The organism is Pseudomonas moorei, assembly GCF_042846945.1.
Taxonomy (GTDB): domain Bacteria; phylum Pseudomonadota; class Gammaproteobacteria; order Pseudomonadales; family Pseudomonadaceae; genus Aquipseudomonas; species Aquipseudomonas moorei.
In genome coordinates, this window is the sequence record NZ_AP035776.1 from 215,440 (window position 1) to 231,932 (window position 16,493).

The following is a 16,493-nucleotide window of genomic DNA, read 5'->3' on the forward strand; positions in this document are numbered from 1 at the left end:
ACTCAAGCGGGAGCAAGCTCCCTCGCCACAAAGATGGCCTGGCCTGATGCATCCGGGTCACCTCAGCAGTCTCGGGGTTTTCGGCGCGGCTGTCTGACTGTCCTTGGGCACATCGTTACCGGCCCCCAACCCGCCGCCGAGTGCTGTCACCAGTTCGGCATGGGCGCTCAATCGCGCCGCCTGCACCTGCTGCTGCACTTGCTGCTGTTTGAACAACAGGGTCTGGGCATTGAGCACGTTGAGGTAATCGGTGAGCCCGCGCTGATAGGCGATCATCGCGATGTCATAGGTTTTCTGCGCGGTCGCCACCGATTCGGCAGCGAAGGCTTGCTGCTTGTCCATGGACTCGCGGCGGATCAACTGGTCGGAGATGTTCTTCAGGGCATTGACCAGGGTCTGGTTGTACCTGGCCACCGCCATGTCATAACCGGCCGACGCTTCACCCAGCTCCGCGCGCAGTCGCCCGCCGTCAAAGATCGGCAAGGAAATCGCCGGGCCGACGCTGTAGTTGAGTTTCTTGCCGGTCAAAAACTCCAGCGCGCCACCGCCAGTCGCCATGTAACCGAGGCTGCCGACCAGATCGACGTTGGGATAGAAACCGGCATGGGCAACGTCGATACCACGGGCCTGTGCCGCGACTTGCCAGCGACTGGCGACCACGTCCGGGCGCTGACCGAGCAACTGCGCCGGCAACGCCGACGGCAATTTCAAGGCGGCGCCCAACGACAGGGTCGGGCGCTGCAACCGCGCGCCCTCGCCCGGCCCCTTGCCGGCAAGGGCGGCCAGTTGATTGCGGCTCAGGGCGATCTCTTCGTCCAGCGCGTCGATCTGACGATGGGTTTCCGGCAGCGGCGTTTCGGCCTGGCTGACTTCGAAATGGGTGCCGATCCCGCCGTTCAAGCGCTTTTGCGCCAGTTCGAGGATCTGCTGTTGCTGCTTCAAGGTGGCATCGACGATATCCCGCTGTGCGTAATGCAGCGAGAGTTCGATGTAGACGCGCACGATGTTGTTCTGCAGTTCGAGCTGGGCCTGGCGCGCTTCGGCGACGGTCATGTGGGCCATGTCCACGGCGCGCTCGGTGGCATTGCTTTCACGACCCCAGAGGTCGAGGGCGTAGCTGAAGCCCAGTGCCGCGTTGTTGTCCCAAGTGGTGGTGTTGGCCAGCTCACCCGGGCCATAGAACTGATCGGTCGGCCAGTTGTGGCGCTTGAGGGTCGACTCGCCATTGATCTGCAGCGATTCGGCAGATTCTGCTACCCCAGCCAGGGATTTTGCCTGACGCACCCGGGCGGCGGCCATGGCCATGGTCGGGCTGCCTTGCACGGCGAGGTCGATCCAGCGGTCCAGTTGCGGGTCGCCATAAGCCTGCCACCACTGGGCGGTCGGCCAATGTGCATCCTGAGCGGCGCTTTGGATGGCTTCATCGGTGACCAGTGCATTGGCCTCCAGTGCCTTGCCCTGCGGGGCAATACCTCCGGTTCCGATGCAGCCGCTGATTGCCAGGGTTAAAGCCAAAACACTGAGCGGTTGAAGCGCTCTGCTGATGCGACGCGGCACTGCTGCGATATCCTGAGGTGGGGGATTATTTGCGGGATGCGCAATTCTAGGGGGCGGCCGGAATGGCGATAAGCCGGGATTCCTGTGAATCTTTGTTACCGTAAACGCGATAATCCCTTGGTCGGGGTCTCAGTCTCTGAAACTTCGTGTCACAATTTGCCATCGAACCCGAGAGCACCCCATGGACACATTGCAAAACATGCGCGCCTTCAGTTACGTGGCCGAGGCTGGCAGCTTCACCGCCGCGGCCGTACAGCTGGACACCACCACGGCCAACGTCTCGCGCGCGGTCTCCAACCTGGAAGCCCACCTGCAAACCCGTCTGCTCAACCGCACGACCCGCCGCATCGCCCTGACCGAAGCCGGCAAGCGCTACCTGCTGCGCTGCGAACAGATCCTGGCGTACGTCGAAGAAGCCGAAGCCGAGGCCAGCGACGCTCATGCGCGCCCGGCCGGACAGCTGAAGGTGCACACCATGACCGGCATCGGTCAGCACTTCGTGATCGACGCCATCGCCGGCTACCGCAAGACACACCCGGACGTGACCTTCGACCTGACCATGGCCAACCGCGTGCCAGACCTGCTCGACGAGGGTTACGACGTCTCCATCGTGCTGGCCAGCGAACTGCCGGACTCGGGGTTCGTCTCCCAACGCCTGGGAATTACTTACAGCATCGTTTGTGCCTCCCCGGCCTACGTCAAAGCCAACGGTTGCGCGCAAAAACCCAGCGACCTGCTCAACCACGCCTGCCTGCGCCTGGTCAGCCCGGTGATCCCCCTGGAAAAATGGGCCTTCGACGGCCCGGACGGCCAGGAAATGGTCACCATCAGCAGCTCGCCCTTTCTGGTGAACTCCGCCGACGCCATGAAAAGCGCGATCACCAGCGGCATGGGCGTCGGCGTGCTGCCGCTGTACGCCGCGATCGACGGCCTGCGCAACGGCACCCTGGTACGCGTGATGCCCAAATACCGCTCCCAGGAACTGAACCTGTACGCCATCTACCCGTCGCGGCAATACCTGGATGCGAAGATCAAGACCTGGGTCGAGTATTTGCGTGGATCGCTGCCGGAGTTGTTGGCCGCGCATCAGGCGGAACTGGCGGCTTATGAATTGAGCGGAAGCCTGGCCGGGGCGCGAATGGCGAACTGAGCCTGCCAGGGACACACAATGCTCCCACCGGGCAATGGGCTGCGTAACCCTATTCCGCGTTCGACCAACACTACTTGCAGGAGCGAGCTTGCTCCGGGCGGCGTTCCGACGATGGACGTCAACGATGACGCGGGCTGTCTGAATGCCCGCGTTGCCCGGACGTTTATCGCGAGCAGGCTCGCTCCTACAGAAAAGCAAGTTGGCGTACACCCATCCGCTCTTTACCACTCATCAGGCCGAGCGTTAGCTCGCCTGCAGCTCTTGATCTTGATTCACCCGCCCCTTCGGGAGGCTGAGTGGAGGTGTTCATCCGGGGAGTGGCGCGCAGCGCCGTTCGACGCAGTCGAACACGCTGCATGTAGGTCGTCGCGAAGCAGACCGGAGGGCAGTGTCCCCGGATGGATACCGCAGCGAAGGAACGCCGAGCCTTAGCGAGGGGCCGGACGCTCGGGGCGAGCCTTTTTGGGTACTTTTTTGGCGTTTGAAAAAAGTGCCTCGCCGTAAGGGCGAAACCGCCAGCCGCCCTCACCGCAGCAACGGATATGTACCCAACCACCCCAAAACCTGGTCGGCCCAAAGGCCGCCAAGGTCAAACCAAACTGACAGCGCCGTCAGTTAGCAGTCACCTTCCTGACCGCCAAACAGGTTTATAAAGGAAGCAATCAACCTACCGACTACCCAGCCCTGGCGCCCCACTCGCATGCGAATCCAGCAAAAACCCGCCCTGCTCGTCGCCCTCCTGATCGTCCTGGCAGCGCTGGGCCTGTGGTATGCCATGCAACCCGCCAAAACCAGACTCACCGCCCCCACCGCCATCCCCGTACGCGTGGTCAGCGTCGTCCAAAAAGACGTCCCCCGCTACGCCAGCGGTATCGGCTCGGTCCTGTCCCTGCACAGCGTGGTGGTCCGCCCGCAAATCGACGGCATCCTCACCAAATTGCTGGTCAAGGAAGGTCAACTGGTGAACAAGGGCGACCTGCTGGCCACCATTGACGACCGCTCGATCCGCGCCAGCCTTGATCAGGCCAAGGCGCAACTGGGTGAAAGCCAGGCGCAACTGCAAGTGGCGCTGGTCAACCTCAAGCGCTACAAACTGCTGAGCGTCGACGATGGCGTCTCGAAACAGACCTACGACCAGCAACAAGCGCTGGTCAACCAGCTCAAGGCCACCGCCCAGGGCAACCAGGCCTCGATTGATGCGGCACAGGTGCAACTGTCCTACACACAGATTCGCTCCCCGGTCACCGGCCGCGTCGGTATTCGTACGGTGGACGAAGGCAATTTCCTGCGCATGGCCGACGCCCAAGGGCTGTTCACCGTGACCCAGATCGATCCGATCGCCGTGGAGTTCTCCCTGCCGCAGCAAATGCTGCCGACCCTGCAAGGCTTGATCGGCGATCCGGAGCACGCCCAGGTGAAGGCCTATATCGGCGCCGACACCGATGGCGAAACCGGCAACCTGCTGGGTGAAGGCCATCTGACCCTGATCGACAACCAGATCAACGCCAACACCGGGACCATTCGCGCCAAGGCTGAATTCAGCAACCCCGCGCAGAAGCTCTGGCCGGGCCTGCTGGTGACGGTAAAAATTCAGACAGCGCTGGATAAAGATGCTCTGGTGGTTCCGCCCACCGTCGTACAGCGTGGCCTTGACCAGCATTTCGTTTACCGGGTGAACGGCGACAAGGTCGAAACCGTTAACGTACAGATGATTTCCCAAGGCAGCGGCCAGGACATCATCCAAGGGGTCAAACCGGGCGATCTGCTGGTCAGCGACGGCCAGTCGCGGCTCAAACCCGGTTCGACCGTGCAGGTCCTGACCGACCCGCCGCAAGTGGTCCAAGCGGAGTCGAAACCATGAAGGGCCACGGTTCGGTTTCGGCCTGGTGCATCGATCATCCGGTCGCGACCATCCTGCTGACGTTTGCCCTGGTCATGCTCGGCGTGATCGCCTTCCCTCGGCTGCCGATCGCGCCGCTGCCGGAAGCGGAGTTCCCGACCATCCAGGTGGCGGCGCAATTGCCGGGCGCCAGTCCGGAAACCATGGCGTCGTCAGTGGCCACGCCGCTTGAAGTGCAGTTCAGCGCCATCCCCGGCGTAACCCAGATGACCTCGAGCAGCGCCCTGGGCTCGACCATCCTGACCCTGCAATTCACCCTCAATAAAAGCATCGATACCGCCGCTCAAGAGGTCCAGGCCGCGATCAACACCGCCGCCGGCAAACTGCCCAAGGACATGCCGACCCTGCCGACCTGGCGCAAGGTCAACCCCGCCGACAGCCCGGTTCTGATCCTCAGCGTCAATTCGACCCAGATGCCCGGCACTGAACTCAGCGACCTGGTGGAAACCCTGCTCTCGCGTCAGATCAGCCAGATCGATGGCGTAGGCCAAATCAACATCACCGGTCAGCAACGCCCGGCGATTCGCGTCCAGGCGTCTGCCGACAAGCTCGCCGCCATCGGCCTGACGCTGGCCGATATCCGCCTGGCGATCCAGAAAACCAGCCTCAACCTGGCCAAAGGGGCCCTGTACGGCGAGTCGAGTATTTCGACGCTGTCCACCAACGACCAATTGTTCCACCCCGAGGAATACAGCCAGCTCATCGTTTCCTACAAGGACGGTGCCCCGGTTCACTTGAAGGATGTAGCCAAAGTCGTCAACGGTTCGGAAGATGCTTACGTCCAGGCCTGGGCCGGTGACCGGCCTGGGGTGAACCTGGTCATATCCCGGCAGCCGGGTGCCAATATCGTCGAGACCGTGGACCGCATCCAGGCCGCATTGCCCACCCTCGAAGCCATGCTGCCGGCGTCGGTACAGGTCAAAGTGCTGGTCGACCGCACCCAGACCATTCGCGCCTCGCTGCATGAAGTGGAAGTCACCCTGCTGATCGCCATCCTGCTGGTGGTCGCGGTGATGGCGCTGTTCCTGCGCCAATGGTCGGCAACGATGATTGTGTCGGCGGTGCTCGGGGTTTCGCTGACGGCCAGTTTTGCCCTGATGTACATCATGGGCTTCAGCCTGAACAACCTGACGCTGGTAGCAATCGTGGTCGCCGTGGGGTTTGTGGTCGACGATGCGATTGTGGTGGTGGAGAACATTCACCGACACCTCGAAGCCGGCGATGGCATGCGCGAAGCGGCGATCAAAGGCGCCGGCGAGATCGGTTTCACCGTGGTTTCGATCAGTTTCTCGCTGGTGGCGGCGTTCATTCCGCTGCTGTTCATGGGCGGCGTGGTCGGACGGTTGTTCAAGGAGTTCGCGTTGACCGCCACCTCGACCATCATGATTTCGGTGGTGGTGTCACTGACATTGGCCCCGACCCTGGCGGCGCTGTTCATGCGTGCTCCCGTGCATCATGCCCACAGCAAACTGACCTTCGGCGAACGCTTGCTGGCCCTCTATGAAAAAGGCCTGCGCCACGCCCTGGCGCATCAGAAGTTGATGATCGGGGTGTTCGGCCTGTCCCTCGGACTGGCGATTGCCGGGTACATCTTTATCCCCAAAGGTTTCTTCCCGGTGCAGGACACCGGATTCGTCCTCGGCACCACCGAGGCGGCTGCGGATATTTCCTACAGCGACATGGTGAAAAAGCACCTGGCGATGGCTGAAATCGTCGCGGCGGACCCGGCGGTCGAAGCCTTTTCCCACTCGGTCGGGGTGTCGGGCAGCAACCAGACCATCGCCAACGGCCGCTTCTGGATTTCCCTGAAAAAACGCAGTGATCGTAACGTTTCGGCCAGTCAGTTCATCGACCGGATTCGCCCGCAACTGATGAAAGTACCGGGCATCGTGCTGTACCTGCGCGCCGGCCAGGACATCAACCTCAGCTCCGGCCCGAGCCGCGCCCAGTACCAATACGTACTCAAGAGCAATGACGGCGCGGTGCTGAGCACCTGGACCCAGCGCCTTACGGAAAAACTGCGCAGCAACCCGGCATTTCGCGATGTGTCCAATGACCTGCAACTGGGTGGCAGCATCACCCACATCACGATCGACCGCAGCGCGGCGGCACGTTTCGGCCTGACCGCCAGCGATGTCGACGAAGCGCTGTACGACGCCTTTGGCCAGCGGCAGATCAACGAATTCCAGACCCAGATCAACCAGTACAACGTGATCCTGGAACTGGACACCCAGCAACGCGGCAAGGCGGAAAGCCTCAACTATTTCTACCTGCGCTCCCCGCTGAGCGGCGAGATGGTGCCGTTGTCGGCGTTGGCGAAATTCGATGCGCCGACCATCGGCCCGCTGTCCATCGCCCATGACGGGATGTTCCCGGCGGCCAACCTGTCGTTCAACCTGGCACCCGGTGTGGCGTTGGGCGATGCGGTGATCATGCTCAACCAGGCCAAGCTCGACATCGGCATGCCGGCAGCCATCAGTGGCAATTTCCAGGGCGCGGCCCAGGCCTTCCAGAGTTCGCTGGCCAGCCAGCCGTGGCTGATCCTGGCGGCGCTGGTGGCGGTGTACATCATTCTCGGTGTGCTCTATGAAAGCTTCGTGCATCCACTGACGATCATCTCGACCCTGCCCTCGGCGGGCCTGGGCGCGGTGATCATGCTGTGGATTTGCGGTCAGGACTTTTCGATCATGGCGCTGATCGGACTGGTGCTGCTGATCGGTATCGTGAAGAAGAACGGCATCCTGATGATCGACTTCGCCCTCGAAGCGCAGCGCAAAGGTGGCTTGTCACCGGAAGAAGCGATCTTCCAGGCCTGCCTCACGCGGTTCCGGCCGATCATCATGACCACCCTCGCCGCCCTGCTCGGCGCCCTGCCGCTGATGCTCGGCTACGGCACCGGCGCCGAGTTGCGCCAACCCCTGGGGATCGCGGTCGTTGGCGGTTTGCTGGTTAGCCAGGCGCTGACGCTGTTCACCACTCCGGTCATATACTTGTGGCTTGAGCGGTTATTTCATAAGCCCAAACCTACGCCCGTACCGGCGCTGGCAACCACAGACTGAGGCGGGGTCATGCGCGTTCTGATTATCGAAGACGAGGAAAAAACCGCGGATTATCTGCACCGCGGCCTGACGGAACAGGGTTACACCGTGGACCTGGCGCGCGATGGTGTGGAAGGCTTGCACCTGGCGCTGGAAAGCGACTACGCGGTGATCGTCCTCGACGTGATGTTGCCGGGTCTCGACGGCTTCGGCGTACTGCGCGCCCTTCGTGCGCGCAAGCAAACCCCGGTGATCATGCTCACTGCCCGTGAGCGTGTCGAAGACCGGATCAAGGGCCTGCGCGACGGTGCCGATGATTACCTCGGCAAGCCGTTTTCCTTCCTTGAGCTGGTGGCGCGTCTGCAAGCGTTGACCCGGCGCAGCGGCGGCCATGAACCGGTGCAAGTGAGCATCGCCGACCTGTGGATAGATTTGATCAGCCGCAAGGCCACCCGCGCCGGCACGCGCCTGGACCTGACCGCCAAGGAGTTCTCGTTGCTCAGCGTACTGGCCCGCCGGCAAGGTGAAATCCTCTCGAAAACGGCCATTGCCGAGATGGTCTGGGACATCAATTTCGACAGCGACGCCAACGTCGTCGAAGTCGCGATCAAACGCTTGCGGGCCAAGCTCGACGGGCCGTTCGAAGAGAAACTGCTGCACACCATTCGCGGCATGGGTTATGTGCTGGAGAGCCGTGGTGTCCAGTAACTCGATCGCCCTGCGCCTGAGCGGCATGTTCACGCTGGTGGCGTTATTGGTGTTCCTCCTGATCGGCTGGGCGCTGTATCAGCAGGTGGATAAAGGCTTGGGACTGTTGCCTGAAGCCGAACTGGATGCGCGCTACAGCGTGCTCGAATCCACCGTCGGCCGCTACGGCACGCCTGAGCATTGGGTGAAGATCAACAACAAGCTCAAGCTGCTCGGCGAAGAGGACAAGCGCATCAGCTTCTGGATCACCAGCGGCGATCCCCAGTACGAATACGGCAACCTCACCCCGCAGATCCGCGCCTTCGCCCAAGGGCCGCTGGGCATGCGCGACCTGCAACTGCCGGATCAGCGTTATCCACTGAAAGTACTGGTCAGTGAATTCCCGGCCAAGGATCAGCGCCCGCCGCTGCGCTTCATGATCGGCATCGACACCGAGACCTTTTTCCAGACTCAACACCACTTGCTGATTGCCCTGATCAGCCTGGCGATTATCGGGGTGCTGCTGGCGTCGGCGCTGGGTTATTGGGTGGCGCGCATTGGCCTCAAACCCTTGATCAAGCTGTCTCAGGAAGCCCAGCGTCTGGCTCCGCCCTTGCGCTCGGGGCGTCTGCAAATGTCGTCGTTGCCACCGGAGTTGAATCAGTTCGTCAACTCGTTCAACTCCACGCTGGAACGGGTCGAGCAGGCCTACTCGCGCCTTGAGTCGTTCAATGCCGATGTCGCCCACGAACTGCGCTCGCCCCTGACCAACCTGATCGGCCAGACCCAGGTCGCCCTGACCCGCGGACGTTCGGCCGAGCATTATTTCGAGGTGCTGCAATCGAATCTTGAAGAGCTGGAACGACTGCGTTCGATCATCAACGACATGCTGTTCCTCGCCAGCGCCGACCAGGGCAGCAAGGCGACCAAACTGACCTCTACCTCGTTGGCTGACGAAGTGGCGACGACCCTCGAATACCTGGATTTCATTCTCGAGGATGCCCAGGTTCAGGTGCAGGTCAGCGGCGATGCTCAGGTGCGCATCGAGATCGCGCATCTGCGCCGGGCGTTGATCAACCTGCTGAGTAACGCCGTACAACACACCGAACCCGGGCAGGTCATTCAGGTACGGATCGAGGCCGAAGAGCATCAGGTCAGCATTGGCGTGGCCAACCCCGGTTCGCCCATTGCCAGCGAGCACTTGCCGCGTTTGTTCGAGCGCTTCTACCGCGTCGATGCTTCGCGCAGCAACAGCGGTAACAACCATGGGTTGGGATTGGCGATCGTCAAGGCGATTGCGCTGATGCATGGCGGCGACGTGTTCGTGCGCAGCGACCATGGGATGAATACCTTCGGGATTCACCTGCCTGTCTGACGCACCCGCCAGCACTGCCGCTCGCTGCAATCTTTGCTTTTTCCGCAATAGTCCTTTCTTGAATCAGGTCTGTTTCCCGGCGCCCAACATCCTTATCTTTGCCCGCACCAAACAGCACTTGCCAAGCAAGAAGGTTTTAAAGATGTCCAACAGTATGGGTATTGCCAGCGCTTTCGTTTTGTCCTCTTTGTTCGTGTCTCCATTCGCCATGGCTGAAGAGTCGCACGCATTCGTCGCACAGAATTCCGCACGCGGCGCCGCGTTTGAAGAACGTCAGAGCGAGATGACCGCGAAAGCCCAGGAAGCCCAGTCCCCTCAGGCATCGAGCACCCAAAACGAGCAGCAGGCCCTGAAAGACAGCTGATTGCCACGCATCACTCCTGTTTCCCTCGACGCTTTTCATCGGCTCTTCCCTTTGAAAAGTTGTCTTCAAAGCCGCTGCTATCAGCGGCTTTTTTTATTGCATTGGCTGCAACGATGACTGCCCTCCCCTTGTGGGAGCGAGCCTGCTCACGAGGGTCGTGAACAAAAACGCGTAAAACCGGATTTACTGCGGCGTTGCTGGATTTTTCGCGAGCAGGCTCGCTCCTGCAGGTGTCGGCATTTTTTCTGGCTGCCTGGGTTATGGGGCTACGCTTACTCAGTCATTCCAGCAGATATCAGCCTCATGACTGAACGCCGCCCCCCACATCATTCAGGCAGTGCCGGACGGCCTGAGCTACTGGTAATCCTTGGCAGCAGCCTGACGGTCATCGCGATTCTCGGCATCGTGACCTTCCTGCTGATCCGCGAACGCGCCAATGCCCAACAGTCAGCAGCACGTGGCGCGACCACTGTCGCGCAATTGATCGACGCCGACGTATTGCGCACGGTTGAACTCTACGACCTGACCTTGCAGGGTCTGATCGCCGCCGCGCAACGAGACGATCTCAAACAGGTTTCGGCGCAGATCCGTCACCTGGTGCTCTTCGACCGCTCCACCACCGCACGCTACAAGGGCGACATTCTGTTGCTCGACAAGCACGGCGACGTGCTCGCCGACTCTTCGCTGATCGACCCCAAGCCGGGTAACTTCGCCGATCGCGATTACTTCCTCGCCCATGCCTACAACCGGGACACCGGCATGTTCATCAGCCAGCCGTACAAGCCTCGTTGCGACTGCGCGTACAGCGATGAATGGCAAATCAGCTTCAGCCGGCGCATTTCCTCGTCCACGGGTGAGTTTATGGGGGTCGCGGTGGCGTCGATGCGCCTGGCTTACTTCGATCAGTTGTTCAGCAGCCTGGACATCGGCACCGATAACACACTGGCCATCATTAATGACGACGGCGTTCTTTTGGCACAGAAGCCGTACCTGGAGGACAACTCCATCGGCAAAAGCTTCGCCGGTCGTCCCAATGTCGTGCGGATGCTGCGTGAAGGCAGTGGCAGTTTCGACGGTGTGTCAAGCGTCGACAACGAGCAACGCCTGTACACCTTCAGTCGGGTCGGCAACCTGCCTTTGACCGTGATTGTCGCTCTGTCCAGCGATCAGGTGTTCGCCACCTGGAGGCGCACGGCCATCGTTATCAGCGGTGCCACTGGCGTCCTGTGCATCGGTTTGCTGTGGCTGACCTGGTTACTCTGCCGCGAATTGCGCCTGCGTCAGTTCGCCGAGCAGGAGTTGGCGCAACTGGCCGCCACCGATGCCTTGACCGGCGTGGCCAATCGCCGGACGCTCGACCAGACCCTGCGCCATGAATGGTTTCGCGCCCAGCGCTCCGGCAAGCCCATGTCGGTACTGATGATCGATGCCGATCACTTCAAGTCCTTCAACGACCGCCATGGACACCAGGGCGGTGACGAGGCCTTGCGTTCGCTGGCCGCCGTCATAAGCGCCAATGTGCATCGCCCGACCGACCTGGTGGCCCGTTATGGCGGCGAGGAGTTTTCGGTGATCCTGGCCGAAACCGACAACGAAGGCGCGCGGCAGATCGCCGAGCGCATTCGAGCGCAGGTCGAACAGTTGCCCCTGGTGGGCGATGACGATGCGCCAATGACGGTGAGCATTGGCATCAGCACCTGGACAACGGCGAGCGACAACAGCCTGGAACTGCTGTTGTTTGCGGCCGACAAGGCGCTGTACCAGGCCAAGGAAGGGGGGCGCAATCGTGTGGTGGTTGCCTGAGTCTTCGTCGTGCCGACTGGCCGCATCGCGGGCAAGCCCGCACACAGGATTTGTGAACGAAGAAAATCCCTGTGGGAGCGGGCTTGCCCGCGATGAGGCCCGCTCAGACACCAACGCAATTCGAGGCATAAAAAAAGGCTACCCGAAGGTAGCCTCTAAAAACTAGAGAGGTTTTTTTCTTACACGGCCGCTACAGGGCGCATGTAAGAGATCGGTGCAGTGCTGGCGTCTTCGAAAGTCACGACTTCCCAAGCATCTGTCTGCTCAATCAACTTGCGCAGCAGCTGGTTGTTCAATGCATGTCCGGACTTGAAGCCCTTGAACTCACCAATCAGGCTATTGCCCAGCAGGTAGAGGTCACCAATTGCATCGAGGATCTTGTGCTTCACGAATTCGTCTTCATAGCGAAGGCCGTCTTCGTTCAGTACTCCATCCGCGTCGACCACAATAGCGTTTTCAACGCTGCCGCCGAGTGCGAGGTTGTGCTTGCGCAGGTACTCGATGTCACTCATGAAACCAAAGGTACGGGCGCGGCTGACTTCTTTTACGAACGAAGTGCTGGAAAAATCCACGCTTGCACTTTGTGTGCGGTCACGGAAAACCGGGTGATCAAAATCGATCTCGAAGCTCACCTTGAAGCCTTCGAAAGGGACGAAAGTGGCGCGCTTGTCGCCGTCTTCCACTGTCACTTCCCGCAGGATACGGATGAACTTTTTGGCGGCGTCCTGTTCTTCCAGGCCTGCCGATTGAATCAGAAATACGAAGGGTCCAGCGCTACCATCCATGATTGGAACTTCGGACGCGGAGAGCTCGACGTAGGCGTTATCGATGCCCAGGCCAGCCATGGCCGAGAGCAAGTGCTCCACCGTATCCACTTTGGTGTCACCGTTGACCAACGTGGTCGACATTGTGGTTTCACCAACGTTTTCCGCGCGGGCCGGGATCTGCACCGCAGGGTCCAGGTCGGCACGAACAAACACGATGCCGGTGTCGACAGGCGCAGGCTTGAGGGTCAGATAGACCTTCTCACCAGAGTGCAGACCTACACCTGTGGCACGGATAATATTTTTCAGTGTGCGTTGTTTAATCATGGCTTGGGCCGCTTCAGCGCAAATTGCGAACTGGTATCAACAAAGGCTGGCGATGATAGCAGACCACGCCTTTGCTGAACACCAATCACCTTCATAGCCCTGATACATTTCATCAATCGGCCTGACGACGCAGGAATGCCGGGATATCCAGGTAATCCAGATCATCTTGCGGATTCATCTTCGCGGCAGTCGCAGCACCGGCCTGAGCCTGGTTGCGCATGACGGTCGGACGGTCCAGGTCACGGTAGTTCACCGCTGGAGCTTCCTGACGAGCAGGGGCTTGTTGTTGCGGCTGCGAAGCCATTGAGGTGTGAACGGTATTGTCGATGACCTTCACAGGCTTCTCGATTTTTGCGCCCAGACCGGTGGCAACCACAGTCACGTGCAACTCGTCGCGCATGTCCGGATCGATAACGGTACCGACCTTGACCATTGCGTGCTCGGAAGCGAAGGCTTCGATGATGCTACCCACGTCGGAGTACTCACCCAGGGACAGGTCAGGACCGGCCGTGATGTTCACCAGGATGCCGCGTGCACCTTGCAGGTTCACGTCTTCGAGCAACGGGTTGCGAATGGCGGCTTCAGTCGCTTCACGCGCACGGTTCGGACCGCTGGCGCAGCCAGTGCCCATCATCGCCATGCCCATTTCGCTCATCACGGTACGTACGTCGGCGAAGTCGACGTTGATCATGCCAGGACGCTTGATGATGTCGGAGATACCGCGAACGGCACCGGCCAGTACATCGTCAGCCTTGGCGAAAGCCGACAGCAGGCTGGCGTCTTTACCGAGGATGGTCAGCAGCTTCTCGTTGGGAATGGTGATCAACGAGTCGACGCTTTCGGAAAGCAGACGGATGCCTTCGTCGGCGATCTGCATGCGCTTGCGACCTTCGAACGGGAACGGACGGGTCACCACCGCAACGGTGAGGATCCCCATTTCCTTGGCCACTTCAGCAATGATCGGCGCAGCACCGGTACCGGTACCACCGCCCATGCCAGTGGTGATGAACACCATGTTGGTGCCCTGCAGGACTTCGGCAATGCGCTCACGATCTTCGAGAGCGGCCTGACGACCTACTTCAGGGTTGGCGCCAGCGCCCAGACCTTTGGTCACGCCGGTACCCAGTTGAAGGATGGTCCGCGCGCCGATGCTTTTCAGCGCCTGGGCATCAGTGTTGGCGCAGATGAACTCAACGCCTTCAATGTTGCTCTTGACCATGTGATTCACGGCGTTGCCGCCGCCACCGCCAACACCGATAACTTTAATAACCGGGCTTGCGGGGATGTTGTCTACGAGTTCGAACATTTTCCCTCTCCTTTACGTTCTCTAGTTTTTCGCCTACTGCCTGTATCTACAACGGTGTAACGGTGCTGCGGTAAATCTTAGAAATTGCCCTGGACCCAGCTCTTGATGCGATCGAGCAAGGCGCCTTTCGGCTCTTCGTTGCTGTAGCTGTCGCGGCTGCCGATGCCCGAGAACGAAATGCCGTCGGATTGCTTCTGCAGGCCGTACATCAACAGGCCAACGCCGGTGGAATAGATCGGGTTGCGGACCACGTCATCGAGGCCTTTCACGCCATGCGGCACGCCCAGGCGCACCGGCATGTGGAAGATTTCCTCGGCCAGTTCGGTGGCGCCTTCCATTTTCGACGTACCACCGGTCAGCACGATGCCGGCCGGAATCAGGTCTTCGTAGCCACTGCGGCGCAGTTCGGCCTGGATCAGCGTGAACAGTTCGTCGTAACGCGGCTCGACCACTTCGGCCAGGGCCTGACGGGACAGCTCGCGAGGTGGACGGTCGCCAACGCTTGGCACCTTGATGGTTTCACCGGCGCCAGCCAGTTTGGCCAGGGCGCAGGCGTAGCGGATCTTGATTTCTTCGGCGTACTGGGTCGGGGTGCGCAACGCCATGGCGATGTCGTTGGTCACCTGATCGCCGGCAATCGGGATCACCGCGGTGTGCCGGATTGCGCCTTCGGTAAAGATGGCGATGTCGGTGGTGCCGCCGCCGATGTCGACCAGGCATACGCCCAGTTCTTTCTCGTCGTCGGTCAGTACCGAGTAGGCCGAAGCCAGTTGCTCGAGAATGATGTCGTCGATTTCCAGACCGCAGCGGCGAACGCACTTTTCAATGTTCTGTGCGGCGTTGACGGCGCAGGTGACCACATGAACCTTGGCCTCCAGACGTACGCCGGACATGCCCAATGGCTCGCGGACGCCTTCCTGGTTATCAATCACGTAATCCTGCGGCAGGGTGTGCAGCACGCGCTGATCAGCCGGGATCGCCACGGCCTGGGCAGCGTCGAGTACGCGCTCGAGGTCGGCAGAGCTCACTTCGCGATCACGAATCGCCACGATGCCGTGGGAGTTCAGGCTGCGGATATGATTACCCGCCACACCGACGAATGCCGAGTGAATGCGGCAACCCGCCATCAGTTGTGCTTCTTCGATCGCGCGCTGGATCGACTGCACGGTGGACTCGATGTTCACCACCACGCCTTTCTTCAGGCCACGGGACGGATGGGTACCGATCCCGACGATTTCCAGCGTGCCGTCGTCAGAAACCTCGCCCACCAGCGCCACCACCTTGGAGGTGCCGATATCGAGACCGACGATCATTTTGCCGCTTTGCACGTTTGCCATGGGTCCTGCCTCTTCTTAATTCTTCGCGACAGCGGGTTGGGCTGTCGTGGGCGCTACAGGTTCCCGCCAGCCAACAGCGAGGCCGTTGGCGTAGCGCAGATCGATGCGCGCAATGTTCGTAATCTGTTCTTTGAGCGTCTTGTCATAGATGGCAATGAAGCGGCGCATCTTTTCCACCAGGTTGCCGCGTCCCAGCAGCAGCTCGATCCCGGGGCCCGCACTGCCGGGGCCGGTGGTCAGGAACCAGCTGCCACGTTCACGCAGCTCCAGGCGTGCAATCGAAAAACCCAGCGGCCTGAGCATCTGGCTCAACACCTGGTATTGCTGCATCACTTGCTGTTGAGCCCGTTGTGGGCCAAACAGCTGAGGCAAGTGTTCGTAGTTCGCCAGTTCACGCGGGGTGAACGCCTGACCCTGGTTGTTCAACAGCGACTCGTCGCCCCAGCGGGCTACCGGCAGTTGTTCCTCCAGGCGGATCACCACTTGATCCGGCCACACCCGACGCACTTCGGCGTGGGCAATCCATGGCATTTGTTCCAGCTCGGTGCGCATGCTCGCCAGGTCGATGGTGAAGAAGCTCGACGCCACGTACGGGGCGATCCGCTGCTGCACCGCTTGCTGGCTGATGTAGCTCAAGTCGCCCTGCACGTTGATCTTGGTGATCGGCCGGTCGGCGTACGGCAACAAACGCTGCGCGCCTTCGTAAGTCCCGAACCCCAATGCGACCAGCAGCACCGGCCAGAACAAGGCTTTGAGAAAACCAAAATTGGCTTTCGGCAGGCGCACGGACATCGGCTCTTTGGCCACCATTCGGCTGGCACCCCGCGGCACCGGCTTGCGGCCGGGAGCGGGTGGCTGATGTCTTAGCTGTGCGCCTTGCATGGT

Annotated in this window: 12 protein-coding genes; 7 read left to right on the forward strand and 5 right to left on the reverse strand. The window is 60.7% G+C overall.

Annotated features, from left to right (window positions below; translation table 11 throughout):
- Positions 1–57 precede the first annotated feature (57 nt).
- A complete protein-coding gene (locus ACGJAX_RS01030) occupies positions 58–1,557 on the reverse strand; it encodes an efflux transporter outer membrane subunit (RefSeq protein ID WP_390957219.1) in 1,500 nt (499 codons plus the stop codon).
- A 181-nt stretch (positions 1,558–1,738) separates the two neighbouring features.
- Between ACGJAX_RS01030 and ACGJAX_RS01035 the strand changes: the two genes are divergently transcribed.
- The 7 genes from ACGJAX_RS01035 (at position 1,739) to ACGJAX_RS01065 (ending at position 11,874) form a co-directional block, all read left to right on the forward strand.
- Positions 1,739–2,707, forward strand: a complete 969-nt coding sequence (locus ACGJAX_RS01035) for a LysR substrate-binding domain-containing protein (protein WP_390957220.1) — start codon at positions 1,739–1,741, stop codon at positions 2,705–2,707.
- A 700-nt stretch (positions 2,708–3,407) separates the two neighbouring features.
- On the forward strand, positions 3,408–4,568 hold the full coding sequence (locus ACGJAX_RS01040) for an efflux RND transporter periplasmic adaptor subunit (protein ID WP_390957221.1): 1,161 nt from the start codon (positions 3,408–3,410) through the stop codon (positions 4,566–4,568).
- Positions 4,565–7,666 carry a multidrug efflux RND transporter permease subunit gene (locus ACGJAX_RS01045; protein ID WP_390957222.1) on the forward strand — a complete coding sequence of 1,034 codons (3,102 nt, stop codon included), beginning with the start codon at positions 4,565–4,567 and terminating at the stop codon, positions 7,664–7,666. The genes ACGJAX_RS01040 and ACGJAX_RS01045 overlap by 4 nt, the downstream gene beginning before the upstream one ends.
- Before the next feature lie 9 nt (positions 7,667–7,675).
- Positions 7,676–8,353, forward strand: coding sequence for a heavy metal response regulator transcription factor (locus tag ACGJAX_RS01050; protein ID WP_033056445.1), 678 nt, complete (start codon positions 7,676–7,678; stop codon positions 8,351–8,353).
- Positions 8,343–9,707 (forward strand): heavy metal sensor histidine kinase, encoded by a 1,365-nt coding sequence (locus ACGJAX_RS01055; RefSeq protein WP_090325021.1) that lies wholly within the window; start codon positions 8,343–8,345, stop codon positions 9,705–9,707. The genes ACGJAX_RS01050 and ACGJAX_RS01055 overlap by 11 nt, the downstream gene beginning before the upstream one ends.
- Positions 9,708–9,849: 142 nt before the next feature.
- Entirely contained in the window at positions 9,850–10,071 is a 222-nt protein-coding gene (locus ACGJAX_RS01060) for a hypothetical protein (protein WP_390960044.1), read from the forward strand.
- Between the two features lie 303 nt (positions 10,072–10,374).
- The gene (locus tag ACGJAX_RS01065; protein WP_390957223.1) at positions 10,375–11,874 is read left to right on the forward strand and encodes a diguanylate cyclase; all 1,500 of its coding nucleotides are present in this window, start codon (positions 10,375–10,377) and stop codon (positions 11,872–11,874) included.
- A gap of 179 nt (positions 11,875–12,053) precedes the next feature.
- Here the strand turns inward: ACGJAX_RS01065 and lpxC are convergent, their stop codons facing one another.
- The 4 genes from lpxC to ACGJAX_RS01085 all read right to left on the reverse strand — a co-directional run bounded on the left by lpxC (position 12,054) and on the right by ACGJAX_RS01085 (position 16,490).
- A complete protein-coding gene (gene lpxC / locus ACGJAX_RS01070) occupies positions 12,054–12,965 on the reverse strand; it encodes a UDP-3-O-acyl-N-acetylglucosamine deacetylase (protein WP_034149517.1) in 912 nt (303 codons plus the stop codon).
- 112 nt (positions 12,966–13,077) lie between these two features.
- Complete coding sequence (gene ftsZ, locus ACGJAX_RS01075; RefSeq protein ID WP_047532942.1) at positions 13,078–14,271, reverse strand: cell division protein FtsZ; 1,194 nt, start codon at positions 14,269–14,271, stop codon at positions 13,078–13,080.
- A 77-nt stretch (positions 14,272–14,348) separates the two neighbouring features.
- Positions 14,349–15,608, reverse strand: a complete 1,260-nt coding sequence (gene ftsA / locus ACGJAX_RS01080; protein ID WP_090325026.1) for a cell division protein FtsA — start codon at positions 15,606–15,608, stop codon at positions 14,349–14,351.
- A gap of 15 nt (positions 15,609–15,623) precedes the next feature.
- Complete coding sequence (locus tag ACGJAX_RS01085; RefSeq protein WP_090325028.1) at positions 15,624–16,490, reverse strand: cell division protein FtsQ/DivIB; 867 nt, start codon at positions 16,488–16,490, stop codon at positions 15,624–15,626.
- Between the last annotated feature and the right edge of the window lie 3 nt (positions 16,491–16,493).